The organism is Exiguobacterium sp. s48 (assembly GCF_018617395.1).
Classification (GTDB): Bacteria; Bacillota; Bacilli; order Exiguobacteriales; family Exiguobacteriaceae; genus Exiguobacterium.
On record NZ_JACSKC010000006.1, the window covers coordinates 12,768 to 37,410 of the forward strand.

A 24,643-nucleotide genomic window follows, 5' to 3' on the forward strand; every position below is an offset into this window, starting at 1 on the left:
ATGTAATGGAAGAGGGAATCGATTTCCTCTATGGTCGAAACCCTGTGCTCGAGGCACTCCGTAGTGGTCGGGATATGAATAAAGTATTTATCATGGAAGGTCAACAAAAAGGACCGCTCGCGCAGATCATCGCAATGGCGAATGAAGCATCTGTTCAAGTATCGTTCGTACCGAAAACAAAGCTTGAGAAGATGGCTGGAAGTGAACATCATCAAGGTGTCGTGGCGGCAGTGGCCGCATACGAATACAAAACCATTGAAGACATGTTTGCCCTCGCAGCTTCAAAAGAAGAAACACCGCTCTTTATTTTGCTAGATGAGCTCGAAGACCCGCACAACCTCGGCTCGATTTTACGTACTGCCGATGCCGTCGGTGCACACGGAATCATTATTCCGAAGCGTCGCTCGGTCGGTTTGACTCAAACCGTCGCCAAAGCGTCGACCGGTGCGATTGAACATATTCCGGTGGCGCGCGTGACAAACTTGACGCGAACCCTCGAAGAATTGAAAGAAAAAGGACTTTGGATTGTCGGTACGGATGCGAAAGAGAGTCAGGACTACCGGCGATTGGATGGGAATATGCCACTTGTTGTGGTCATTGGAAGTGAGGGGAAAGGCATGAGTCGACTCGTGCGCGAATCATGCGACTTCCTCGTTCATTTGCCGATGGTCGGTCATGTCACGTCACTCAATGCATCAGTTGCAGCGGCACTCCTTCTGTATGAGGTGCATCGCTCACGTCATCCATTGGCATGAGTATCTTAAAGCGCGAGCTCCTTCTTGTTGACGGATATAATATCATTGGTGCGTGGCCCCACCTGAGAAGTTTACGGGACGTGGACTTTGAACAAGCACGCAATCTGTTGATTGAGGCGATGGCAGAATATCAGGCTGTGTCCGGCAAAGAGGTCACGATCGTGTTTGACGCCCATATGCGATATGGTCGTGAATCGAAAGAGAAACGAAGTCGCGTCGATGTCGTCTATACGAAAGAAAATGAGACGGCAGACGAATGGATTGAGCGACGGGCCCACGAATTAGTGGATAACCGGTTGGTCACGTTGTTCGTAGCGACAAATGATTTTACCGAACAGTGGGTCATTTTTGGACAAGGTGCATTACGTGTACCGGCAACAGAACTGTTGAAAGATTGGAAGCATGCGAAAACACTGATTGAGCAACAGCGTATATCGCTAGAAAAGGAACAATCGAATCGAAAGACAATCGATTTTCCACCGCATATCCAAGCGAAGTTCGAGGAAATGCGGCGGCGCAAATCAAAAGGTGACTGAAATCACGGGCGAGTTCATGAATTGGACTCGTCTTTGTTTCGATTTTGACATTTTTTTGCAAAGGAATGTTGTATACTATTACATATATAAGTTACACAGAATTGAATTGACGGAATTTTTAGAAATTTGTTTGACGCATAGGAGTAGGGAGTCCTATAATGGGACACAACCTTACATAGTTCAGGATCAATCGCCGGGGGGTAACGAGCATGAACGGATGGCCGTACGAACAGTTTGAAAAAATGTCAGACGAAGAGTTGGTCTTATTGGCGCGCAACGAAGGGGATAGCGATGCGCTCGAGTTTTTGATTGAACGATACCGGTATTTTGTACGTGCGAAGGCGCGCTCTTACTTTTTGATCGGCGCAGATCATGAGGATATCGTGCAGGAAGGGATGATCGGGCTCTATAAAGGAGTGCGTGACTATAAAGACGAACGACTTGCTTCATTCAAAAGTTTTGCCGAGATGTGCATTACGCGTCAGATGATTACAGCAATTAAGACGGCGACGCGTCAAAAACATATTCCGCTCAATTCATATGTATCACTCGACAAACCAATTTTTGATGAAGAGTCGGATCGAACGTTACTCGATGTCATCTTACCGCCGCATCCGACAGATCCACAGGAACTGATTGTGACCCAGGAAGAGCAGACATTCATGGAAGCGAAGATGGATGAGATTTTAAGTGACCTCGAGCGGAAAGTATTGCGTCTTTATTTAGATGGCCGTTCGTATCAAGAGATTTCCGACGACCTCGATCGTCATGTCAAATCAATCGATAATGCCTTGCAACGTGTGAAGAAGAAATTCGAACGTCACGTCGATGTCCGTATGCTCACGAGCTAACCGATTATTGACCGCGTGCCTCCTATGTGATACTTTAAAAGCAGCGCCTTGTCCGTAGACGCCATTTACAGGAGGCGTTTTTTTTTCGCTCTTTTTTAAGAGGGAGTAGTCGAAAGGGGCGCTTATGAATGGCAAAGAAAGTAAGTCTCGCTTGCTCAGAATGTGGGTCTAGAGAATACTCGACGACAAAAAAAGACGGCATGTCGACACGGCTTGAAATGAAAAAGTTTTGTCGACGCTGTAACGCGCATACGATGCATCGAGAATCAAAGTAACGTAGATTGGCATTCAATGTAGGAGGAAGCTACCATGAACTTTTTGCGCGACGTATGGAAAGAGTTAAAGAAAACGAGTTGGCCAACTCGTAAAGAACTCACGAAATATACCATTACTGTCATCGCGACTGTTGTCGTGATTGGCCTGTTCGTGTTCGGCGTAGATAGTGGAGTCAGCTATCTCGTCAATTTATTGATTAACTAAGGAAGAGGTGAAAGCCGTGGAGAAACAATGGTTTGTTGTCCAGACGTACTCAGGTTTTGAGAATAACGTCAAAGAAAACCTAGAACGTCGAATCGGTTCGATGAACATGGAAGATAAAATTTTCCGCGTCCTCGTCCCGACTGAAACGACGCAAGAAGAAGTCACATTAAAGAGTGGCGAGAAGAAAATCAAAGAACGTGAAGTCAAAAGTTTCCCGGGCTATGTGTTCGTAGAGATGGTCATGACTGACGATTCATGGTATGTTGTCCGCAACACACCAAACGTCACCGGCTTCCTCGGTTCAACAGGTGGTGGGGCAAAACCGATCCCACTCCAACCGGACGAAGTGACAAACGTCTTGTCACAAATGGGGCTCATCGAGAAGAAAGATCGTTACAACTATGAACTTGGTGACCTTGTCCGCGTGAAAGAAGGCGCATTTGAGAACTTTGAAGGAACAATCGACGAGATTGAAGCCGACAAAGAGAAGCTCAAAGTCGTGGTCGACATGTTCGGTCGTGAAACAAAAATTGAGCTTGATTTCGAACAAGTTCAGAAAATTAACTAAACCCACTTGCTAATCCGTAAAACGGATGGTACAATCGAAAATGTTTGATGTTGTGCTTTATTTCGGTACAAACTCGACCTAATAGATTGAGTGGGAGGGCGCACAACGTCCAAGAAACCACATTTTAGACTTAAGGAGGTGTGTCTCGTGGCGAAAAAAGTTTCTAAACTCGTTAAACTTCAAATCCCAGCTGGTAAAGCAAACCCAGCTCCACCAGTAGGTCCAGCACTTGGTCAAGCAGGTGTTAACATCATGGGATTCTGTAAAGAGTTCAACGCTCGTACACAAGACCAAGCCGGATTGATTATTCCTGTAGTCATCACGGTATACGAAGATCGTTCGTTTACATTCATTACGAAAACTCCACCAGCTGCAGTTCTCTTGAAGAAAGCTGCTGGTATCGAGAGTGGTTCTGGTGAACCAAACCGTAAGAAAGTAGCAACGGTTAAGCGTGACAAAGTTCGCGAAATCGCTGAACTTAAAATGCCTGACCTTAACGCATCATCTGTAGAAACAGCGATGCTTATGGTTGAAGGTACTGCACGTAGTATGGGTATTGTAATCGAAGACTAATTGTTAGTCTCTGGGGTTGTCGGTGAATACTGCTCACCTTCAATCCCTTCATTATGTGGGAGGAAATTCCGCTAACCACAAGGAGGAAAAGATCATGGGTAAAAAACACCAAGAAGCAGCTAAGCTTGTTGACCGCACGATGTCATACGACCTCGCTGAAGCTGTCGAGCTCGTTCAAAAAACAGCTACTGCTAAATTCGATGAAACAATCGAAGTTGCTGTCCGTCTCGGCGTAGATCCGAAGAAAGCAGACCAACAAATCCGTGGTGCCGTTGTACTTCCACACGGTACTGGTAAAACACAAAAAGTTCTCGTCTTCGCTAAAGGTGAGAAAGTGAAAGAAGCGGAAGCTGCTGGAGCAGACTACGTTGGCGACGCTGAGTACATCAACAAAATCCAACAAGGATGGTTCGACTTCGATGTAATCGTTGCGACACCTGACATGATGGGTGAGGTTGGTAAACTTGGTCGTGTTCTCGGACCTAAAGGCCTCATGCCTAACCCGAAAACAGGAACAGTTACTTTCGACGTAGAAAAAGCAATCGCGGATATCAAAGCTGGTAAAGTTGAATACCGTGTTGATAAAGCTGGTAACATCCACGTTCCAGTTGGTAAGAAATCATTTGAAGCATCTAAACTCTCTGAGAACATCGAGACAATTCTCGAAACACTCATGAAAGTGAAGCCTGCTACTGCAAAAGGAACTTACCTTAAAAACATCTCGCTTTCATCTACAATGGGTCCTGGGATCCGTGTAGCGACTGCAGATTTCCTTAAGTAATCTTGTTGAAATAAATTGTTGACAACGTGTGACACCGCTGATAAAGTAATACACGTTCAACCGAATATGTTGGATTACCGTAGACAGAAGGTGGACATCGGTCCGTAAACCCTTCCGAGGTGTCTTTGCTCGAACTTGAGCCTGTTGTCACAGGTTTACTTTCAAACAATTACGCCCTCGTATGTCTTCATACGAGGGATTTCTTTTGGAGAGCAGCCTCTCGTCCGGTATAAGAATTGACTAGGAGGTGCAAACACATGGCAAACGAAAAAATCGTAGCTCAGAAATCGGCACTCGTCGATGAAATCGCTGAGAAAATGCAAGCGAGCGTTGGAACAGTTGTTGTTGACTACCGCGGACTTACAGTTGAAGAAGTGACTACACTCCGTAAATCACTCCGTGACGCTGGAATCGAGTTCAAAGTTTACAAGAACGGTCTTCTTCGCCGCGCAGCTACTCAGTCGAACTTCGAAGGTCTTGACGAAGTCTTCACTGGTCCTACAGCAATCGCCTTCTCAAACGAAGACGTGATCGCTCCAGCGAAGATCTTGAACGACTTCTCGAAAGAGCACAAAGCGCTCGAACTCAAAGGCGGAATCATCGAAGGTAAAGTTTCTTCACTCGAAGAAATCAAAGCCCTTGCAGAACTTCCATCACGCGATGGTCTTCTCTCGATGCTTCTCAGCGTACTTCAAGCTCCAATCCGTGGGCTCGCAGTCGCAACAAATGCAATCGCAGAACAAAAAGAAGAGCAATCAGCTTAATTTTTGTCGCGTAGCGTAACTCAAAAAACTTTTTTACAACATCAAAGGAGGAAAACCATAATGGCTTTCAACAAAGAGCAATTCATCGAAGACCTCAAATCAATGACGGTTCTCGAACTTAACGAACTCGTAAAAACAATCGAAGAAGAATTCGGCGTATCAGCAGCAGCTCCAGTAGCAGTTGCAGGTGCTGGCGCAGGCGCAGCAGCTGAAGAGAAAACTGAATTCGACGTAATCCTCACAAACGCTGGCGCTGGTAAAATCAACGTCATCAAAGCTGTTCGTGAAATCACAGGTCTCGGCCTTAAAGAAGCAAAAGCACTCGTTGACGGAACTCCAGCTCCAGTCAAAGAAGGCGTTTCTAAAGAAGACGCTGACGCAATCAAAGCTAAGCTTGAAGAAGCTGGCGCATCTGTTGAAGTTAAGTAATTCAACTTCACAACCTATAGAAGCTCGCCATGGCGAGCTTCTTTTATTTCCTTGAAGAATGGGTTAGGAGGTTCAACGCATGGGAGATCATTACTATACGAACGATCCACGTTCGGAAAGTGCCCCAGAGACATGGACGTACGAGTTGCGAGGGAAACAGTATCATTTCACTTCGGACCGCGGTGTGTTCTCGAAAGGATCGGTCGATTTTGGGTCACGTCTTTTAATTGAAACGTTTGAGATGCCTGATGTGTCGGGACGTATTTTAGATGTAGGCTGCGGCTATGGTCCGATGGGGATCTCGCTTGCCGATGCCTCTGGGCGTGAGGCCTTGCTCATCGATGTGAATGAGCGTGCGCTGGCGCTCTCTGAGCAAAACGCCGCCCGTAATGGAGTGACGGTCGAAACACGGCTTTCTCACGCGTATGACGCGGTGGGGGGAGAACGGTTTGCCGCCATTGTCACCAATCCGCCGATTCGTGCGGGGAAACAAGTCGTCCATACGATCCTGCGTGAAGCACATACGCACCTCGTCGATGGAGGAGCAATTTATGTCGTCATTCAAAAGAAACAAGGAGCACCTTCTGCTAAAAAGCTATTAGAAGAGGTGTTTGGTCAAGTCGAAACGATGGCGAAGGAGAAAGGTTACTTTATTTTCCGAGCAATTCGGTCTTGACAAACGGTGAAGTCTTGTTGACTCGCTATAACGTATATGCTAACATTATAAAATGCCATTGGAATGGAATTCGCTTGAAACTGCCGTGTCTGCCGCTTTTTAGAGACGGAAAACGAGCGACATTCAATGACAATGTTCGATTATTACGCCCGAAAAATTCGCTAAAGAATTGGGGGTCTGAGAGGTGAATCAGTTGACTGGTCAACTTGTTCAGTACGGTCGTCACCGTCAGAGAAGAAGCTATGCCCGTATCAGTGAGGTTCTAGAGCTTCCGAATTTGATTGAAATTCAAACTGCTTCTTACGAGTGGTTCTTGCGTGAAGGATTGAAAGAGATGTTTACGGACATTTCACCGATTTCCGATTTCACAGGAAACCTCGTATTGGAGTTCATCGATTACTCGCTCAGCGAGCCGAAGTATTCAATCGATGAATCGAAGGAGCGCGACGTTACTTATTCTGCGCCACTTCGCGTAAAAGTGCGTCTCCAAAACAAAGAGACAGGTGAGCTCAAAGAACAAGAAGTATTCATGGGGGATTTCCCGCTCATGACAGAATCGGGAACATTTATCATTAATGGTGCAGAACGCGTCATCGTTTCCCAGCTTGTTCGTTCACCGAGCGTGTACTATAACGCTAAACTCGATAAAAACGGTAAACGTGGATTTGGCGCAACCGTCATCCCGAACCGTGGTGCTTGGCTCGAACTCGAGACAGATGCCAAAGATATCGTTTATGTTCGTATCGACCGTACCCGTAAAATTCCGGTAACGGTGTTGTTGCGTGCCCTCGGATTTGGTACGGACCAAGAAATTATCGACCTTCTCGGAGATGACGAATACCTTCGTAACACCCTTGAAAAAGATAATACAGAGTCTACAGAAAAAGCGTTGATCGAGATTTACGAGCGTCTACGTCCTGGTGAACCACCAACAGTAGAAAACGCGAAATCACTTCTCGTGTCACGTTTCTTCGACCCGAAACGTTATGACTTAGCAAACGTCGGTCGCTATAAGATGAACAAAAAACTTCATCTTAAGAACCGTTTGTTCGGTCAAAAATTAGCGGAAACGCTCGTGGACCCAGAAACAGGCGAAGTACTCGCTGAAGCTGGAACTGTCCTCGATCGTCGCAACCTCGATCGTATTCTCCCGCATTTGGAGAACGGACTCGGTTATGTCGACGCGGAACCAACTGGTGGTGTCGCTGAAGGTGAACCGTTCGGTCTTCAATCAATCAAAGTCGTCTCACCGGATGACCCAGATGGAGAGCGTATCTTGAACATCATCGGAAATGGCAATATCGACCGTAGCGTAAAACATATTACGCCAGCCGATATTATCGCTTCAATCAACTACTTCTTCAACTTACTTCACGAAGTCGGAACAACAGATGACATCGACCACTTAGGAAACCGTCGTCTTCGTTCAGTCGGAGAACTTCTCCAAAACCAATTCCGGATCGGGCTTTCCCGTATGGAACGTGTCGTAAAAGAACGTATGTCGATTCAAGATCAAAACGCGATCACGCCACAGGCGCTCATCAACATCCGCCCGGTTATCGCATCACTTAAAGAGTTCTTCGGTAGCTCGCAATTGTCACAGTTCATGGACCAAACAAACCCGCTCGCAGAGCTTACGCACAAGCGTCGTCTCTCTGCACTTGGACCGGGTGGTTTGACACGTGAACGTGCTGGTTTCGAAGTTCGAGACGTTCACTATTCGCACTACGGTCGGATGTGTCCAATCGAAACGCCAGAGGGACCGAACATCGGACTCATCAACTCACTCTCGTCTTATGCGAAAGTGAACGAGTACGGTTTCATTGAAGCACCATATCGTCGTGTTGACCCAGAAACGGGTCTCGTTACTGGCGATATCCAATATATGACGGCTGATGAGGAAGACCTCTATGTCGTCGCACAGGCGAACATGCCGCTCACAGAAGAAGGCCACTTTGCGAACGAACAAGTTCTTTGCCGTTTCCGCGGACAAAACTTGTCAGTTGAGCCAAGCCGAGTCGATTACATGGACGTTTCGCCGAAACAGGTTGTTTCTGCCGCGACTGCATGTATCCCGTTCCTTGAGAACGATGACTCGAACCGTGCCCTCATGGGAGCGAACATGCAACGTCAAGCAGTACCACTTCTTCAACCAGATTCACCGATTGTCGGTACTGGAATGGAGTATGTATCTGCGAAAGACTCTGGGGCAGCCATCGTTGCGAAATACCCAGGTGTCGTCGAACGCGTCACAGCGCGTGAAATCTTGATCCGTCGCACGTCTGACGTGAACGGTTCTGAGGTTTCGGGTGACTTGGACCGTTACAAACTTCAAAAATATGTCCGTTCGAACCAAGGGACATGTTATAACCAAAAACCAATCATCGCAGCTGGTGACCGTGTTGAAAAAGGAGAAATCCTTGCAGACGGTCCATCGATGGATATGGGTGAGCTCGCGCTCGGCCGTAACGTCGTCGTTGCCTTCATGACATGGGATGGTTACAACTATGAGGATGCGATCATCATGAGTGAGCGTCTCGTGAAAGATGATGTGTACACGTCGATTCATATCGAAGAGTACGAGTCAGAGTCACGCGATACGAAACTCGGACCAGAGGAAATCACACGTGATATTCCAAACGTCGGAGATGATGCACTTCGTAACTTGGACGATCGCGGAATTATCCGCATCGGGGCTGAAGTCAAGGATGGCGATATCCTCGTCGGTAAAGTAACACCTAAGGGCGTTACAGAATTGACGGCGGAAGAGCGTCTCTTGCACGCAATCTTCGGTGAGAAGGCACGTGAAGTACGTGATACGTCACTTCGTGTACCAAACGGTGGAGATGGAATTATCTTGGATGTCAAAGTGTTCGACCGTGAGAACGGTGACGAATTGTCTCCAGGCGTCAACCAAATGGTACGTGTCTATATCGTTCAAAAACGTAAGATTCACGAAGGGGATAAGATGGCGGGACGTCACGGTAACAAAGGTGTTATCTCGCGGATCCTCCCTGAAGAAGATATGCCATACATGCCAGACGGTACACCGGTTGACATCATGCTCAACCCGCTTGGGGTACCATCTCGTATGAACATCGGTCAGGTACTTGAACTCCACCTTGGTATGGCGGCGAAGAAGCTCGGCATCAAAGTGGCAACACCTGTATTCGATGGAGCGCGTGAGGAAGACGTATGGGCAACGATTGAAGAAGCTGGTATGGATAAAGATGCGAAAACGCGTCTCTACGATGGTCGTACGGGTGAACCGTTCGATAACCGCGTCTCGGTCGGTGTCATGTACATGATCAAACTCGCGCACATGGTTGATGACAAACTTCACGCTCGTTCGACAGGACCATACTCACTCGTCACGCAACAACCGCTCGGTGGTAAAGCACAGTTCGGTGGTCAGCGCTTCGGGGAGATGGAAGTTTGGGCTCTTGAAGCGTACGGTGCAGCCTACACGCTCCAAGAAATCTTGACAATCAAGTCGGATGACACGGTCGGTCGTGTGAAAGCATATGAGGCCATCGTGAAAGGCGAGAGCGTTCCGAAAGCGGGCGTTCCTGAATCATTCCGCGTCTTGATCAAAGAGCTTCAAGCGCTCGGTATGGAAGTCAAGATGATGTCAGCGGATGATGAAGAAGTCGAAATGAAAGATGAAGATGACGACAACATCCCGAACGCAACATCGGCGTTAGAACAAGTCGTTCAACCGACTGTTACGGAAGAGGAATAAGGCGAAAAGGGAGGTCGGCCCCTTGGTAGATGTTAATCGATTTGAATATATGAAAATCGGCTTGGCTTCATCAGAGAAGATCCGTTCGTGGTCTTACGGTGAAGTCAAAAAGCCGGAAACGATCAACTATCGTACACTTAAACCAGAGAAGGACGGATTATTCTGTGAACGAATCTTCGGTCCTACGAAAGACTGGGAATGTTACTGTGGGAAATACAAACGTATCCGTTATAAAGGAGTCATTTGTGACCGCTGTGGCGTTGAAGTGACGAAAGCGAAAGTGCGTCGCGAGCGAATGGGCCATATCGAGCTCGCGGCACCAGTTTCGCACATCTGGTACTTCAAAGGGATTCCAAGCCGCATGGGGCTTGTTCTCGACATGTCACCACGTGCGCTTGAAGAAGTCATTTACTTCGCATCTTACGTGGTCACAGAGCCAGGTGATACTCCGCTTGAGAAGAAACAACTTCTCTCGGAAAAAGAATTCCGTCTCTACCGTGAAAAATACGGTAGCGACTTCAAAGCAGACATGGGTGCTGAAGCCATCCGTACACTTCTTCAAGACGTGAATCTTGAAAAAGAAGTAGGCGAGCTTCGTGAAGAGTTGAAAACAGTCCAAGGTCAACGTCGTACACGTGCGATCAAGCGCTTGGAAGTTCTCGATGCATTCTTCACTTCAGGAAACAATCCGGACTGGATGATCCTTGAAGTACTTCCTGTCATCCCACCAGAGCTTCGCCCGATGGTACAGCTTGATGGTGGACGCTTTGCGACATCTGACTTGAACGATTTGTATCGTCGAGTCATCAACCGGAACAACCGTCTCAAACGTTTGCTCGACCTCGGCGCGCCGAACATCATCGTGCAAAACGAGAAGCGTATGCTTCAAGAAGCGGTTGACGCCCTCATCGACAACGGTCGTCGTGGTCGTCCGGTAACAGGTCCTGGTAACCGTCCGCTTAAATCACTTTCACATATGTTGAAAGGGAAGCAAGGTCGTTTCCGTCAAAACCTTCTCGGTAAACGGGTCGACTATTCAGGACGTTCGGTTATCGTCGTAGGTCCGAACTTGAAGATGTACCAGTGTGGTCTTCCAAAAGAGATGGCACTTGAACTCTTCAAACCGTTCGTGATGAAAGAGCTTGTCGGTCGCGGCATCGCTTCAAACATCAAGAACGCCAAACGCAAAATCGAGAAGATGCAACCTGAAATCTGGGGCGTCCTTGAAGAAGTCATTCGTGAGCATCCGGTCCTCTTGAACCGTGCCCCGACGCTTCACCGCCTTGGTATTCAAGCATTCGAACCGATTCTTGTTGAAGGTCGTGCGATTCGCCTTCACCCACTCGTATGTACGGCATACAACGCCGACTTCGATGGTGACCAAATGGCTGTCCACGTTCCGCTCTCTGCTGAAGCACAAGCGGAAGCACGTCTTCTCATGCTCGCTGCACAGAACATCTTGAACCCGAAAGACGGAAAACCAGTTGTTACACCATCACAGGATATGGTCCTCGGTAACTACTACATCTCACTCGAACGTGAAGATGCCGTCGGTCAAGGGAAAGTGTTCTCGAACGTCAACGAAGCGTTGATTGCTTACCAAAACGGTTATGTCCACTTGCACTCGCGTGTGGCACTTCCGGCACGTACGCTCAACAACCCGACGTTCACAGACGAACAGAACGAGAAATTGCTCATTACGACTGTTGGTAAGATGATCTTCAACGAAATCTTGCCAAACACGTTCCCATACTTGAACGAGCCAACGATGGAAAACTTACAGGAAGCAACGCCTGATAAGTACTTCATCGACAAAGGGGCGAACGTTGCGGAAGAAATCGCATCACGTCCAATCATCGACCCGTTCAAAAAAGGTTTCCTTGGAAAAGTCATCGCGGAAGTGTTCCAGAAGTTTGAAACGACTGAAACAAGCCGCATGCTTGACCGGATGAAAGATCTTGGCTTCAAGCACTCGACAAAAGCGGGTGTCACGGTTGGGATTGCCGATATCATCGTACTTCCGGATAAACAGGAAATTCTTGACGAAGCACAAAAACAAGTCGACCAAATCATGAAGTCGTTCCGTCGTGGTCTCATCACTGAAGATGAGCGTTACGAGCGCGTTGTCCGTGCTTGGAACGAAGCGAAGGATGAAATTCAATCACGATTGATGAAATCCCTCAACCGCTTGAACCCAATCTTCATGATGTCTGACTCAGGTGCCCGTGGTAACGCATCGAACTTTACGCAGCTTGCGGGTATGCGTGGTTTGATGGCCGCTCCATCTGGTCGCATCATCGAACTTCCAATCAAATCGTCATTCCGTGAAGGTCTGACGGTTCAAGAGTACTTCATCTCGACTCACGGGGCTCGTAAAGGTCTTGCCGATACAGCCTTGAAGACAGCCGATTCAGGTTACTTGACGCGTCGTCTCGTCGACGTTGCGCAAGATGTCATCATCCGTGAAGAAGATTGTGGAACAGACCGCGGAATCCGTGTTTCTGCACTCCGCGAAGGTACGGAAGAAATCGAAAGCCTGTACGACCGTCTCGTCGGACGTACATCGTTCGAAACGGTCACACACCCTGAAACGGGCGAAGTGTTGATCGATAAGAACGAATTGATCACAGAAGACATCGCACGCATCATTGTTGATGCGGGTGTTGAAAAAGTTGAAATCCGTACAGCCTTTACATGTAACACGTCACACGGCGTATGTAAGAAGTGTTACGGACGCAACTTGGCGACTGGATCTAACGTTGAAGTCGGAGAAGCCGTCGGTATCATTGCCGCACAATCAATCGGTGAGCCAGGAACGCAGCTTACAATGCGTACCTTCCACACAGGTGGGGTTGCCGGAGACGATATCACACAAGGTCTTCCACGTATCCAAGAGGTATTTGAAGCCCGTAACCCGAAAGGTCAAGCGGTCATCTCGGAAATCTCTGGTACGGTCATCGACTTCACGGAATCGCGTGACAAGCGTGAACTCACGGTCGAAGGATTTAGTGAGACTCGTTCATACACGATTCCATTCGGAGCACGTCTACGTGTTCAAATCGGCGATACAGTAGAAGCCGGTGAAGTCTTCACGGAAGGTTCGATCGATCCGAAAGAATTGCTCGCCGTCCGTGGTGTGTCTGGTGTTCAGAACTATCTTCTCCAAGAAGTTCAAAAAGTTTACCGGATGCAAGGGGTAGAAATCGGTGATAAGCACGTTGAGGTCATGGTTCGCCAAATGCTTCGTCGTGTCAAAGTCATCGAATCAGGTGACACACCACTTCTCCCTGGATCACTCGTCGACATCAGTGTCTTCAAAGAAGCGTGTAAAGATGCGATTCGTGATGGAAAACACCCAGCGACTGCGAAACCGGTCCTTCTCGGAATCACGAAAGCCTCGCTTGAGACAGATTCGTTCCTCTCAGCGGCTTCGTTCCAAGAAACGACTCGCGTCTTGACAGATGCAGCAATCAAAGGGAAACGCGACTATCTCCTCGGACTCAAAGAGAACGTCATCATCGGTAAGCTCGTTCCAGCTGGTACTGGAATGGCCGTCTACCGTGATGTAGAACTCAAAGAAGATGAGGCGCCAGTTGCGCTCGAAGATACAACAGTCGAGTAAAATACGTCTTGACAGCGCAGGTTGGCGGTGCTACTATGATTTAGTGCCGCCAATCGGTTGTTGTCGATGACAACGATGTCCAGCAGTCGGCAAGCTACTTGGACGTCCATCCGAACTTTCTACGGGAAGGTTTGGCTGCTACAATTGCCACTTTCAAGGTATAACTCACGTTTTTGCGAGGTCATGGAATGCCTACGCCTCGTAAAAGCGTTTCGTTATGACCTTAAATGAACCACCCGGGTCGGTGGGACTAGAAAATAGCAACATTCAGGAAGGGAGGATCTTCAAAGATGCCTACTATTAACCAGTTAGTCCGTAAAGGACGTAAATCGAAAGTCGTGAAATCTGACTCTCCAGCACTTAACAAAGGTTACAACAGTTTCATCAAGTCACAAACAAACGTGAGCTCACCACAAAAACGTGGTGTTTGTACACGTGTTGGTACAATGACTCCGAAGAAACCGAACTCGGCGCTTCGTAAGTATGCTCGTGTTCGTTTGACTAACCAAATCGAAGTGACTGCGTACATCCCAGGTATTGGCCACAACCTTCAAGAGCACAGCGTTGTTCTTATCCGTGGAGGACGTGTAAAAGACTTACCAGGGGTACGTTACCACATCGTTCGTGGTGCGCTTGACACTGCAGGTGTTGATGGACGTATGCAAGGCCGTTCTAAATACGGTACGAAACGTCCGAAAGCTGCGAAGAAGTAATTCTCGCAAACTAAACTACAATTGAAATTTTGAAAGGAGGGTACTCGGATGCGTAAAAACCGTGCAGAACGTCGTGACGTTATCGCAGATCCGATCTACAACTCGAAATTGGTAACTCGCCTCATTAACCGTGTCATGTTAGACGGTAAAAAAGGTACAGCTCAAACTATCATTTACAACGCATTTGGCCTCATCGCTGAACGCTCAGGCAAAGAGCCAATGGAAGTGTTCGAAGAAGCAATGAACAACATCATGCCTGTACTTGAAGTTAAAGCACGCCGTGTAGGTGGAGCTAACTACCAAGTTCCTGTAGAAGTTCGTCCAGAGCGCCGTACAACACTTGGTCTTCGTTACCTCGTGAACTACGCTCGTCTCCGCAACGAAAAAACGATGGAGCAACGTATCGCGAACGAAATCATGGATGCAGCCAACAACACTGGTGCATCTGTTAAGAAACGCGAAGACATGCATAAAATGGCGGAAGCTAACAAAGCGTTTGCTCACTATCGTTGGTAATTTAATCGTAAAGTCCACTCCGCCAAGCATGGCTTAACGGAGTGGCTTTCGGGTATAATCATATCGTGTGCGCGCACACGAAAATCAAACATGCGGAAGGAGAATACCCAGTATGGCAAGAGAATTCTCCCTAAAGAATACTCGTAACATCGGGATCATGGCTCACATCGATGCCGGTAAAACGACAACAACTGAACGTATTCTTTATTACACAGGTCGTATCCATAAAATTGGTGAAACGCACGAAGGTGCTTCACAAATGGACTGGATGGAGCAGGAGCAAGAGCGTGGAATCACGATCACTTCAGCTGCGACAACTGCACAGTGGAATGGCCACCGTGTAAACATCATCGATACACCTGGACACGTAGACTTCACAGTAGAAGTTGAACGTTCACTCCGTGTACTTGATGGTGCGGTTGCTGTACTTGACGCTCAGTCAGGTGTAGAACCACAAACAGAAACTGTATGGCGTCAAGCGACGACATATGGTGTACCACGTGTCGTATTCGTCAACAAGATGGATAAAATCGGCGCAGACTTCTTGTACTCTGTGAAGACGCTCCATGATCGTCTTCAAGCGAACGCTTACGCGATCCAACTCCCAATCGGAGCAGAGGACGATTTCAAAGGGATCATCGATCTCGTTGAAATGAAGACTTACATGTACAACAACGACCTCGGTACTGACATCGAAGTTACAGATGGCTTCCCAGCTGACATGGCTGACCAAGCTGAAGAACTTCGCGGTCAATTGATCGAAGGTGTTGCTGACTTCAACGAAGAGTTGATGATGAAGTACCTTGAAGGAGAAGAGATTTCAATCGATGAATTGAAAGCTGCGATCCGTCAAGCGACACTTAGCGTCGAATTCTACCCTGTACTCGTTGGTTCTGCCTTCAAGAACAAAGGTGTTCAGCTCATGCTTAACGCCGTTGTTGATTACCTCCCATCACCAGTTGATGTAGAGTCAATCAAAGGGATCAACCTCGATACAGAAGAAGAAATCACGCGTGAGCCTTCTGACGAAGCTCCATTCTCAGCACTTGCGTTCAAAGTTATGACTGACCCTTACGTCGGTAAATTGACGTTCTTCCGCGTGTACTCTGGTACAGCTGAAGCGGGATCATACGTGAAGAACTCGACTAAAGGGAAGCGTGAGCGTCTCGGTCGTATCCTTCAAATGCACGCAAACAGCCGTGAAGAGATTCCAATGGTATTCGCTGGTGACATCGCCGCTGCTGTTGGTTTCAAAGACACGACTACTGGTGACACGCTTTGCTCTGAGAAAGATAACATCGTTCTCGAGTCAATGACGTTCCCAGAACCAGTTATCTCGGTTGCAATCGAGCCTAAATCGAAAGCAGACCAAGATAAGATGGGTCAAGCTCTTGCGAAACTCGCAGAAGAAGATCCAACATTCCGCACTGAAACAAACCCTGAGACTGGTCAAACGATCATCTCTGGTATGGGTGAGCTTCACCTTGATATCCTCGTTGACCGTATGCGTCGCGAGTTCAAAGTAGAAGCTAACGTTGGTGCACCACAAGTTGCTTACCGTGAAACAATCCGTGGCGCTGCGAAGATCGATTCGAAATTCGTTCGTCAGTCTGGTGGACGCGGTCAGTACGGTCACGTTGTCGTAGAATTCGAGCCGAACGAAGAAGGCGCTGGATTCGAGTTCGAGAACAAGATCGTCGGTGGTGTTGTACCACGTGAATACGTCCCTGCTGTTCAAAACGGGATTGAAGAAGCTCTCGAAAACGGTATCCTCGCTGGTTACCCAGTAGTAGACGTTAAAGCTCGTCTCGTATTCGGATCGTACCACGATGTCGACTCGAACGAGATGGCGTTTAAAGTTGCTGCTTCGATGGCGGTTAAACAACTTAAGGACCAAGCGAAAGCTGTCATCCTTGAGCCAATGATGCGTGTTGAAGTTGTTATCCCAGAAGAATACATGGGTGACATCATGGGTGACGTTACGTCACGCCGTGGACGCGTAGAAGGTATGGAAGCTCGCGGTAACGCACAAGTCGTTAAAGCGATGATTCCACTTTCAGAAATGTTCGGTTACGCAACATCACTTCGTTCACGTACACAAGGACGTGGAACGTACTCGATGCACTTCGATCACTACGAAGAAGTACCGAAATCAATTGCTGAAGAAATCGTCAAAAAAGCGAACGGCTAATAACGGTTGTATCGCTAGATTGATTGTTGTAAGCTAAGGAGGACGTATGTTAAAAGTAACCTACGTCTTCCTAGTTAAATAAAAACTAATCGTTTAATAGAGGAGGAATCTAGAATGGGTAAAGAAAAATTCGACCGTTCTAAACCGCACGTTAACGTTGGTACAATCGGCCACGTCGACCACGGTAAAACAACTTTGACTGCAGCAATCTCTGCTGTACTTTCACGTGCACAAGGTAAAACAGCTACTAAGTTTGACCAAATCGATGGTGCTCCAGAAGAGCGCGAGCGCGGTATCACAATCGCAACAGCTCACATCGAGTACGAAACTGACAAGCGTCACTACGCACACGTTGACTGCCCAGGACACGCTGACTATGTTAAAAACATGATCACTGGTGCTGCACAAATGGACGGCGCGATCCTCGTTGTATCTGCAACAGATGGCCCAATGCCACAAACACGTGAGCACATCCTTCTTTCACGTCAAGTAGGTGTTCCTTACATCGTAGTATTCATGAACAAAGTTGACATGGTAGACGACGAAGAGCTTCTCGAACTCGTTGAAATGGAAATTCGTGAACTTCTTTCTGAATACGACTTCCCAGGCGACGACCTCCCTGTAATCAAAGGTTCTGCACTTGGCGCACTTAACGGTGAAGCTCAGTGGGAAGAAAAAGTTATGGAACTCATGAACGCTGTTGATGAGTACATCCCAGAACCAGTTCGTGACACTGAAAAAGACTTCATGATGCCTGTTGAGGACGTATTCTCAATCACTGGTCGTGGTACTGTAGCGACTGGTCGTGTTGAGCGTGGTGTTCTCCGCGTCAACGACGAGATCGAAATCGTTGGTCTTACAGAAGAAACGAAGAAAACTGTATGTACTGGTGTAGAGATGTTCCGTAAGCTTCTTGACTATGCTGAAGCTGGCGACAACATCGGTGCACTTCTCCGTGGTGTATCACGTGACGACATCGAGCGTGGACAAGTACTTGCTAAGCCAGGTTCAATCACACCACACTCAAAGTTCAAAGCATCAATCTACGTTCTTTCTAAAGAAGAGGGTGGCCGTCACACGCCATTCTTCGCGAACTACCGCCCGCAGTTCTACTTCCGTACAACTGACGTAACAGGTATCGTTCACCTTCCAGAAGGTACTGAAATGGTAATGCCAGGAGACAACATCGAGTTGACGATCGAATTGATTTCTACAATCGCGATCGAAGACGGTACACGTTTCTCTATCCGTGAGGGTGGCCGTACTGTAGGTGCTGGTTCAGTAACAGAAATCATCGAGTAATCGATTGATTCAACTGAACAACTTCAAGCAGTCCGCAATATGCGGGCTGCTTTTTTATGTTTTCATCATGACATGATAAGATGAGGCATATGAGAAAGGAGTGGCGTCATGCTGAAGCAACTAGAGACGATTTGTCGCTTGAATGGGATTGAGTATCGGATCGGCGGCTCGGAGCTGTTGAAGCACCATCACATTGTCGAGGTGACGAATGACATCGATGTCTTTGTGGAACCAGACCAGTTTGAAAAAATCGACCGGGTACTCAGTCGTGCCGGTGAGAAGCAATCATCTGAACCACATGAAGCGTACTTGACGACTTACTTTGGAGAGTATGTATTCGAGGGGGCAGATGTGGACGTCATGTCCAGTTTTCGAATGAAGTGCACGGACGGGATTTATACGCATCCTTTCATTGAGCCGACTGGACAATGGATGCACCTCGAGGAGTGGATCGTTCTTTATACGGTGATTGATCGTGAAGAAAAACTAGATTCCTTGATTCACTATTTTAAGCACCACTCTATTAATGAAGGAATTGTCCATGAATGTTTAAAAAGAGCTCCGCAATCGGTCATAGAAGGGGTTACAGAGCGTTTTGGCGAGTTGATGAAACGCTAGGTCGAGTTGACATGGGAGTTCGTTTGAAAAATAGTTCAATAAAAGAATGAATTTTTGCTTGCAAAAGCTCGCGAATCTTGTTACATTAGGGAACGTTGAGCAACTCATCAGACAACCGGCAACTTCAAAAATCTAATCTTGCATTCCATGACCAGATTAGATATAATGATTAAGTGTTTGTGCGAGTGGTGAGAGACTTTACAGCAGAAAATGGGTCCAATCGTTGATTTGCAATGATCGGATGCCTCTGCTGACACAAGCACGCTGCGTTGAAGCGGGAGGTTATGACACGCCAGGCAGCATTGCCATGGCCGGTGTGGAAATTTCCGCGGAGAATTGTCTATTTTAAAAGTAGGCGACAAAGGAGGGAAACAAACATGGCAAATGAAAAAATTCGTATTCGTTTAAAAGCATATGACCATCGCGTTCTCGATCAATCAGCTGAGAAGATCGTTGACACTGCGAAGCGTTCAGGTGCAAAGGTATCGGGTCCAATCCCGCTCCCAACTGAAAAATCGATTTACACGATCCTTCGTGCGGTTCACAAGTACAAAGATGCTCGTGAGCAGTTCGAAATGCGTACACACAAACGCTTGATCGACATCGTAAATCCAACACCGAAAACAGTCGATGCGCTTATGCGTCTCGAGTTACCATCAGGTGTAGACATCGAAATCAAACTTTAATTCTTCATATAGTAGATACTAGCCAGAAGAGACAATAATTATTAACAGGAGGTGTATCTCATGGCTAAAGGAATCTTAGGAACAAAACTTGGTATGACTCAAATCTTCAACGAAGCAGGCGAAGTTGTACCAGTAACAGTAGTTGCTGTAGAAGGTAACGTCGTTCTTCAACTTAAAACAGTTGACACAGACGGTTACGAAGCAGTTCAACTTGGTTTCGGAGACATCAAAGAATCACGTCAAAACAAACCATCAAAAGGTCACGCTGCGAAAGCAAACGCGACACCTAAGCGCTTCATCAAAGAAGTTCGTACTTCAGTAGAAGGATACGAAATCGGTCAAGAGATTAAGGCAGACATTTTCGCTGCAGGTGAATTAGTAGACGTTACAGGTACATCGAAAGGTAAAGGATTCCAAGGTGCGATCAAGCGTCACGGACAATCACGTGGACCAATGGCTCACGGTTCGCGCTACCACCGTCGTCCTGGTTCGATGGGTCCTGTCGCTCCTAACCGCGTATTCAAAGGGAAACTTCTTCCTGGTCAAATGGGTGGAGAGCGTAAAACAATTCAAAACCTTGAAGTCGTTAAAGTTGATGTGGAACGTGGCCTTCTCCTCGTGAAAGGTGCTATCCCAGGCGCTCGTAAATCGAACGTCATCATCAAATCAGCGGTCAAAGGTAACTAATTAACTGCACGGAAAGGAGGAATTACGAATGCCTAAAGTAGCTTTGCTTAACCAAACAGGTTCACAAGTTGGCGAAATCGAATTGGCAGAAGCCATCTTCGGAATCGAGCCAAACGAATCAGTACTTTACGACGCAATCGTCATGCAACAAGCATCACGCCGTCAAGGTACTCACGATACGAAAGGTCGCTCGGAAGTACGCGGTGGCGGCCGTAAACCATGGAAACAAAAGGGAACTGGTCGTGCGCGCCAAGGTTCTATCCGCTCACCACAATGGGTTGGTGGTGGTACAGTCTTCGGTCCAACACCACGTTCATACTCTTACAAACTTCCTAAGAAGGTTCGTCGTTTAGCACTTCTCTCGGCTCTTTCGTCGAAAGTACAAAACAACGAATTCATCGTCCTCGAAGGCCTTGCTTTCGATGCACCAAAAACAAAAGATATGGCTGCTGTACTCAACAGCTTATCAGTAGAACGTAAGGCTCTTGTAGTCACAGCGGACTACAATGAGACTATCGCTCTCGCAGCTCGTAACATCCCAGGAGTGACTGTGATCGACGCAGCAGGCGTAAACGTTCTTGACCTCGTTGCTAACGACAAAGTCATCTTCACTAAAGATGCGGTTGCGAAGGTAGAGGAGGTGCTTGCATAATGGCTCAAGCATACGATATCATCAAACGTCCGATTATCACTGAGCGTTCAGTTAGCCTCATGGAAGCTAACAAATACGTTTTCGAAATCGACGTAAAAGCGACTAAATCGCAAGTGAAACACGCTATCGAAACAATCTTCAACGTGAAAGTTGCTTCGGTAAACACAATGAACTACAAACCGAAAGCGAAACGTGTCGGTCGTCACTCTGGTTACACAGCTCGTCGTAAAAAAGCGATCGTAACCCTTGCTGAAGGCAACACAATCGACTTCCTCGGTTAATTAACTACCTTAGAAGAAAAGGAGGGAATCCTCGATGGCAATCAAAAAGTTTAAGCCGACCACTAACGGTCGTCGTAACATGACATCTCTCGACTTTGCAGAGATCACAACGAATCGCCCTGAAAAATCGTTAACTGAAAAGCTTTCGAAAAAAGGCGGACGTAACAACCAAGGTCGCTTGACTGTTCGTCACCAAGGTGGCGGTCACAAGCGTAAATACCGTATCATCGATTTCAAACGTAACAAAGATGGCGTTGCAGGACGCGTAGCAACGATCGAATACGATCCAAACCGTTCAGCAAACATCGCACTCATCAACTATGTAGATGGTGAGAAACGTTACATCCTCGCTCCTAAGGGCATCAAAGTAGGCATGGAAATCATGTCTGGTCCTGAAGCGGATATCAAAGTGGGGAACGCTCTTCCACTCGTAAACATCCCTGTCGGTACAACAATCCACAACATCGAGCTTAAGCCTGGTAAAGGCGGTCAGCTAGTTCGTGCGGCTGGTGCATCGGCACAAATCCAAGGACGTGACGGCAAGTACGTCATCGTTCGTCTTCAATCTGGTGAATCACGTTTGTTCCTCGGCACTTGCCGCGCGACAATCGGTTCAGTTGGTAACGAAGAACACGAACTCGTAAACATCGGTAAAGCAGGACGTTCACGTTGGTTAGGCAAACGCCCAACAGTACGTGGTTCTGTAATGAACCCGGTTGATCACCCACACGGTGGTGGTGAAGGTCGTGCGCCAATCGGTCGTTCGGGCCCACTTACTCCTTGGGGTAAACCAGCTCTTGGTCTTAAGACTCGTAAGAAAAACAAATCGAGCGACATGTACATCCTTCGTCGCCGTAAGAAATAATTACTACATGATTCTCGGGCGGTTCGAAAGGGCCGTTCCCGAATCATTCCAAAGGGAGGTTCTAACATGGGTCGCAGCTTGAAAAAAGGTCCATTCGCAGATCACCACTTACTCGCTAAAGTTGACAAACTCAACGAATCTGGTGAGAAGCAAGTCATCAAAACTTGGTCACGTCGCTCGACGATCTTCCCAGAATTCATGGGTCACACGTTCGGTGTGCACGATGGTCGTAAACACGTACCAGTATTCGTGACAGAAGACATGGTTGGTCACAAACTTGGTGAATTCGCTCCAACACGCACTTACAAAGGTCACGGATCAGACAAGAAAACGAAACGGTAATTTGAGGGGAGGTCAAATCCATGCAAGCTAAAGCATCAGCTAATATGGTCCGTCTTGCTCCTCGCAAAGCACGTCTCGTTGTAGACTTAATTCGCGGGAAACAAGTCGGCGAAGCGCTCTCTGTCCTTGCTCACACGAACAAGGCAGCATCGCCAGTCGTTGAAAAAGTATTAAAATCAGCGATTGCTAACGCAGAGCACAACTACGATATGAACATTGAGAACCTCGTTGTAACAGAAGCTTACGTAAACGAAGGTCCAACACTCAAACGCTTCCGCCCACGTGCGATGGGTCGCGCAAGCCGTATTAACAAACGCACAAGCCACATCCACATCGTGGTAACTGAGAAATAAGGAGGGATATGTAGTGGGTCAAAAGGTAAATCCGCACGGTCTTCGCGTTGGTGTTATCAAAGACTGGGATTCGCGTTGGTACGCTGAGAAAGACTACGCTGATCTCCTTCATGAAGACTTCGTTATTCGTGAATACATCGAAAACAAAATGAAGGATGCTAGTGTTTCTAAAGTTGAAATCGAACGCGCTGCAAACCGCGTGAACATTTCGCTTCACACTGCGAAGCCAGGTATGGTAATCGGTAAAGGTGGTTCTGAAATCGAATCACTCCGTAAACACATTACAAAACTCGCTGACGGAAAACGCGTTCACATCAACGTTGTTGAAGTGAAAAACGCTGACGCTGTTGCGAAGCTTGTAGCAGAAAACATTGCTCGTCAATTGGAAGGTCGCGTATCATTCCGTCGTGCAATGAAACAATCTATTCAACGTTCGATGCGTACTGGCATCAAAGGGATCAAAACTGAAGTTTCTGGTCGTCTTGGTGGCGCTGATATCGCTCGTTCAGAGAAGTACTCGGAAGGAACAGTTCCACTTCACACACTCCGTGCCGACATCGATTACGGAACAGCTGAAGCAGACACAACTTACGGTAAAATCGGCGTAAAAGTTTGGTTATACCACGGTGAAGTTCTTCCAACAAAAAACAACACAGCGAAAAACGCTGAATAATAAACACTCTTTCAGGAAGGAGGCAACACACTATGTTGTTACCTAAACGCGTGAAATATCGTCGTGTACACCGTGGTAAAATGCGCGGGAACGCTAAACGCGGCACAACTGTACACTTCGGTGAGTTCGGTCTCCAAGCTCTCGAAGCGAGCTGGATTACAAACCGTCAAATCGAATCAGCACGTATTGCAATGACACGTTATATGAAACGTGGTGGTAAAGTGTGGATCAAGATCTTCCCACACAAGCCGTACACTAAAAAGCCTCTCGAAGTCCGAATGGGTTCGGGTAAAGGTGCTCCAGAAGGCTGGGTAGCTGTAGTTAAGCCTGGCAAAGTAATGTTCGAAATCGCAGGTGTATCTGAGGAAGTGGCACGTGAGGCACTTCGTCTTGCATCGCACAAACTTCCAGTAAAATGTAAGTTCGTGAAACGTGAAGAAAATGGTGGTGATACGAATGAAAGCAACTGATCTCCGTCAATCAACAACTGAAGAGCTCAACGGTAAAGTGGGCGAGTGGAAAGAAGAACTCTTTAACCTTCGCTTCCAACTTGCTACAGGTCAGCTTGAGAATCCTGCTCGTATCCGTGAAGTACGCAAGTCGATTGCGCGTGCTAAAACGATTCTTCGTGAACGCGAACTCGGCATCAACAACGGCTAATTACATCGGATTCTTGAGAGGAGGTAACACTCATGGAACGCAACAACCGTAAAGTGTTCACTGGTCGCGTCGTGTCTGACAAAATGGACAAAACGATCGTCGTCGCAGTAGAAACAAAGGTTCGTCATAAACTTTATGGCAAACGTGTAAACTACACGAAGAAATATAAAGCACACGATGAGAACAACGTCGCTAAAGTGGGCGATATCGTTCGCATCGCGGAAACACGTCCTCTTTCTAAAGACAAACGTTTCCGTCTTGTAACAGTAGTAGAAGAATCAGTAATCATCTAATAACAGTTCGGATTTATTAAACATCCGGAGGGAG

29 protein-coding genes and 1 other annotated feature are annotated in these 24,643 nt (G+C 47.3%); all 29 genes read left to right on the forward strand.

All coding sequences use genetic code 11. The features are described 5' to 3' along the window. The first annotated feature begins 5 nt into the window (after positions 1-5). Complete coding sequence (gene rlmB, locus KNO66_RS14110) at positions 6-755, forward strand: 23S rRNA (guanosine(2251)-2'-O)-methyltransferase RlmB (protein WP_214743087.1); 750 nt, start codon at positions 6-8, stop codon at positions 753-755. Beyond that, a complete protein-coding gene (locus KNO66_RS14115) occupies positions 752-1,291 on the forward strand; it encodes a YacP-like NYN domain-containing protein (RefSeq protein WP_214743072.1) in 540 nt (179 codons plus the stop codon). Before rlmB ends, KNO66_RS14115 begins: the two co-directional genes overlap by 4 nt. Before the next feature lie 209 nt (positions 1,292-1,500). Next, complete coding sequence (gene sigH, locus KNO66_RS14120) at positions 1,501-2,142, forward strand: RNA polymerase sporulation sigma factor SigH (protein WP_031421852.1); 642 nt, start codon at positions 1,501-1,503, stop codon at positions 2,140-2,142. Positions 2,143-2,270: 128 nt separating this feature from the next. After that, positions 2,271-2,417, forward strand: a complete 147-nt coding sequence (gene rpmG, locus KNO66_RS14125; RefSeq protein WP_214743073.1) for a 50S ribosomal protein L33 — start codon at positions 2,271-2,273, stop codon at positions 2,415-2,417. Between the two features lie 34 nt (positions 2,418-2,451). Then, entirely contained in the window at positions 2,452-2,622 is a 171-nt protein-coding gene (gene secE, locus KNO66_RS14130; RefSeq protein ID WP_214743074.1) for a preprotein translocase subunit SecE, read from the forward strand. A gap of 16 nt (positions 2,623-2,638) precedes the next feature. Next, positions 2,639-3,190: a transcription termination/antitermination protein NusG gene (gene nusG, locus KNO66_RS14135; protein ID WP_012727691.1), complete on the forward strand. Its 552-nt coding sequence runs from the start codon at positions 2,639-2,641 to the stop codon at positions 3,188-3,190. Between the two features lie 147 nt (positions 3,191-3,337). Continuing rightward, positions 3,338-3,763 (forward strand): 50S ribosomal protein L11, encoded by a 426-nt coding sequence (rplK, locus tag KNO66_RS14140; RefSeq protein WP_012727690.1) that lies wholly within the window; start codon positions 3,338-3,340, stop codon positions 3,761-3,763. A gap of 94 nt (positions 3,764-3,857) precedes the next feature. Then, positions 3,858-4,544, forward strand: a complete 687-nt coding sequence (rplA, locus tag KNO66_RS14145) for a 50S ribosomal protein L1 (RefSeq protein ID WP_214743075.1) — start codon at positions 3,858-3,860, stop codon at positions 4,542-4,544. Positions 4,545-4,603: 59 nt separating this feature from the next. Then, positions 4,604-4,757 (forward strand) — a sequence feature (ribosomal protein L10 leader region). Positions 4,758-4,801: 44 nt separating this feature from the next. Next, on the forward strand, positions 4,802-5,308 hold the full coding sequence (rplJ, locus tag KNO66_RS14150) for a 50S ribosomal protein L10 (protein ID WP_214743076.1): 507 nt from the start codon (positions 4,802-4,804) through the stop codon (positions 5,306-5,308). Positions 5,309-5,368: 60 nt separating this feature from the next. Beyond that, the gene (gene rplL, locus KNO66_RS14155) at positions 5,369-5,737 is read left to right on the forward strand and encodes a 50S ribosomal protein L7/L12 (RefSeq protein ID WP_012727687.1); all 369 of its coding nucleotides are present in this window, start codon (positions 5,369-5,371) and stop codon (positions 5,735-5,737) included. Positions 5,738-5,816: 79 nt separating this feature from the next. Next, positions 5,817-6,413, forward strand: a complete 597-nt coding sequence (locus KNO66_RS14160; protein WP_214743077.1) for a class I SAM-dependent methyltransferase — start codon at positions 5,817-5,819, stop codon at positions 6,411-6,413. A 193-nt stretch (positions 6,414-6,606) separates the two neighbouring features. After that, positions 6,607-10,155: a DNA-directed RNA polymerase subunit beta gene (rpoB, locus tag KNO66_RS14165; RefSeq protein ID WP_214743088.1), complete on the forward strand. Its 3,549-nt coding sequence runs from the start codon at positions 6,607-6,609 to the stop codon at positions 10,153-10,155. Positions 10,156-10,177: 22 nt separating this feature from the next. Next, positions 10,178-13,777 (forward strand): DNA-directed RNA polymerase subunit beta', encoded by a 3,600-nt coding sequence (rpoC, locus tag KNO66_RS14170; protein ID WP_012727684.1) that lies wholly within the window; start codon positions 10,178-10,180, stop codon positions 13,775-13,777. A 290-nt stretch (positions 13,778-14,067) separates the two neighbouring features. Further along, positions 14,068-14,490, forward strand: coding sequence for a 30S ribosomal protein S12 (rpsL, locus tag KNO66_RS14175; protein WP_012727683.1), 423 nt, complete (start codon positions 14,068-14,070; stop codon positions 14,488-14,490). Positions 14,491-14,538: 48 nt separating this feature from the next. Beyond that, positions 14,539-15,006: a 30S ribosomal protein S7 gene (gene rpsG, locus KNO66_RS14180; RefSeq protein WP_021066600.1), complete on the forward strand. Its 468-nt coding sequence runs from the start codon at positions 14,539-14,541 to the stop codon at positions 15,004-15,006. A gap of 112 nt (positions 15,007-15,118) precedes the next feature. Continuing rightward, a complete protein-coding gene (gene fusA, locus KNO66_RS14185; protein ID WP_012727681.1) occupies positions 15,119-17,197 on the forward strand; it encodes an elongation factor G in 2,079 nt (692 codons plus the stop codon). Between the two features lie 114 nt (positions 17,198-17,311). Then, complete coding sequence (gene tuf, locus KNO66_RS14190; RefSeq protein ID WP_078147868.1) at positions 17,312-18,499, forward strand: elongation factor Tu; 1,188 nt, start codon at positions 17,312-17,314, stop codon at positions 18,497-18,499. A gap of 108 nt (positions 18,500-18,607) precedes the next feature. Continuing rightward, positions 18,608-19,117 (forward strand): hypothetical protein, encoded by a 510-nt coding sequence (locus KNO66_RS14195; RefSeq protein ID WP_214743078.1) that lies wholly within the window; start codon positions 18,608-18,610, stop codon positions 19,115-19,117. Between the two features lie 377 nt (positions 19,118-19,494). Continuing rightward, the gene (gene rpsJ / locus KNO66_RS14200; RefSeq protein WP_012727678.1) at positions 19,495-19,803 is read left to right on the forward strand and encodes a 30S ribosomal protein S10; all 309 of its coding nucleotides are present in this window, start codon (positions 19,495-19,497) and stop codon (positions 19,801-19,803) included. Between the two features lie 60 nt (positions 19,804-19,863). Further along, positions 19,864-20,490 (forward strand): 50S ribosomal protein L3, encoded by a 627-nt coding sequence (rplC, locus tag KNO66_RS14205; protein WP_012727677.1) that lies wholly within the window; start codon positions 19,864-19,866, stop codon positions 20,488-20,490. 28 nt (positions 20,491-20,518) lie between these two features. Continuing rightward, positions 20,519-21,142 (forward strand): 50S ribosomal protein L4, encoded by a 624-nt coding sequence (gene rplD, locus KNO66_RS14210; RefSeq protein WP_026824833.1) that lies wholly within the window; start codon positions 20,519-20,521, stop codon positions 21,140-21,142. Further along, positions 21,142-21,423, forward strand: coding sequence for a 50S ribosomal protein L23 (rplW, locus tag KNO66_RS14215; protein ID WP_012727675.1), 282 nt, complete (start codon positions 21,142-21,144; stop codon positions 21,421-21,423). Before rplD ends, rplW begins: the two co-directional genes overlap by 1 nt. Positions 21,424-21,457: 34 nt before the next feature. Continuing rightward, positions 21,458-22,288: a 50S ribosomal protein L2 gene (gene rplB, locus KNO66_RS14220; protein WP_012727674.1), complete on the forward strand. Its 831-nt coding sequence runs from the start codon at positions 21,458-21,460 to the stop codon at positions 22,286-22,288. 66 nt (positions 22,289-22,354) lie between these two features. Beyond that, positions 22,355-22,630, forward strand: coding sequence for a 30S ribosomal protein S19 (rpsS, locus tag KNO66_RS14225; RefSeq protein WP_012727673.1), 276 nt, complete (start codon positions 22,355-22,357; stop codon positions 22,628-22,630). 20 nt (positions 22,631-22,650) lie between these two features. Then, positions 22,651-22,983 carry a 50S ribosomal protein L22 gene (rplV, locus tag KNO66_RS14230; RefSeq protein ID WP_012727672.1) on the forward strand — a complete coding sequence of 111 codons (333 nt, stop codon included), beginning with the start codon at positions 22,651-22,653 and terminating at the stop codon, positions 22,981-22,983. 13 nt (positions 22,984-22,996) lie between these two features. After that, the gene (rpsC, locus tag KNO66_RS14235) at positions 22,997-23,656 is read left to right on the forward strand and encodes a 30S ribosomal protein S3 (RefSeq protein ID WP_026824837.1); all 660 of its coding nucleotides are present in this window, start codon (positions 22,997-22,999) and stop codon (positions 23,654-23,656) included. A gap of 32 nt (positions 23,657-23,688) precedes the next feature. Then, a complete protein-coding gene (gene rplP, locus KNO66_RS14240; protein WP_012727670.1) occupies positions 23,689-24,126 on the forward strand; it encodes a 50S ribosomal protein L16 in 438 nt (145 codons plus the stop codon). Further along, on the forward strand, positions 24,113-24,316 hold the full coding sequence (rpmC, locus tag KNO66_RS14245) for a 50S ribosomal protein L29 (protein WP_012727669.1): 204 nt from the start codon (positions 24,113-24,115) through the stop codon (positions 24,314-24,316). The genes rplP and rpmC overlap by 14 nt, the downstream gene beginning before the upstream one ends. A 32-nt stretch (positions 24,317-24,348) precedes the next feature. Continuing rightward, positions 24,349-24,609 carry a 30S ribosomal protein S17 gene (gene rpsQ, locus KNO66_RS14250; protein ID WP_012727668.1) on the forward strand — a complete coding sequence of 87 codons (261 nt, stop codon included), beginning with the start codon at positions 24,349-24,351 and terminating at the stop codon, positions 24,607-24,609. The last annotated feature ends 34 nt before the right edge of the window (positions 24,610-24,643 follow it).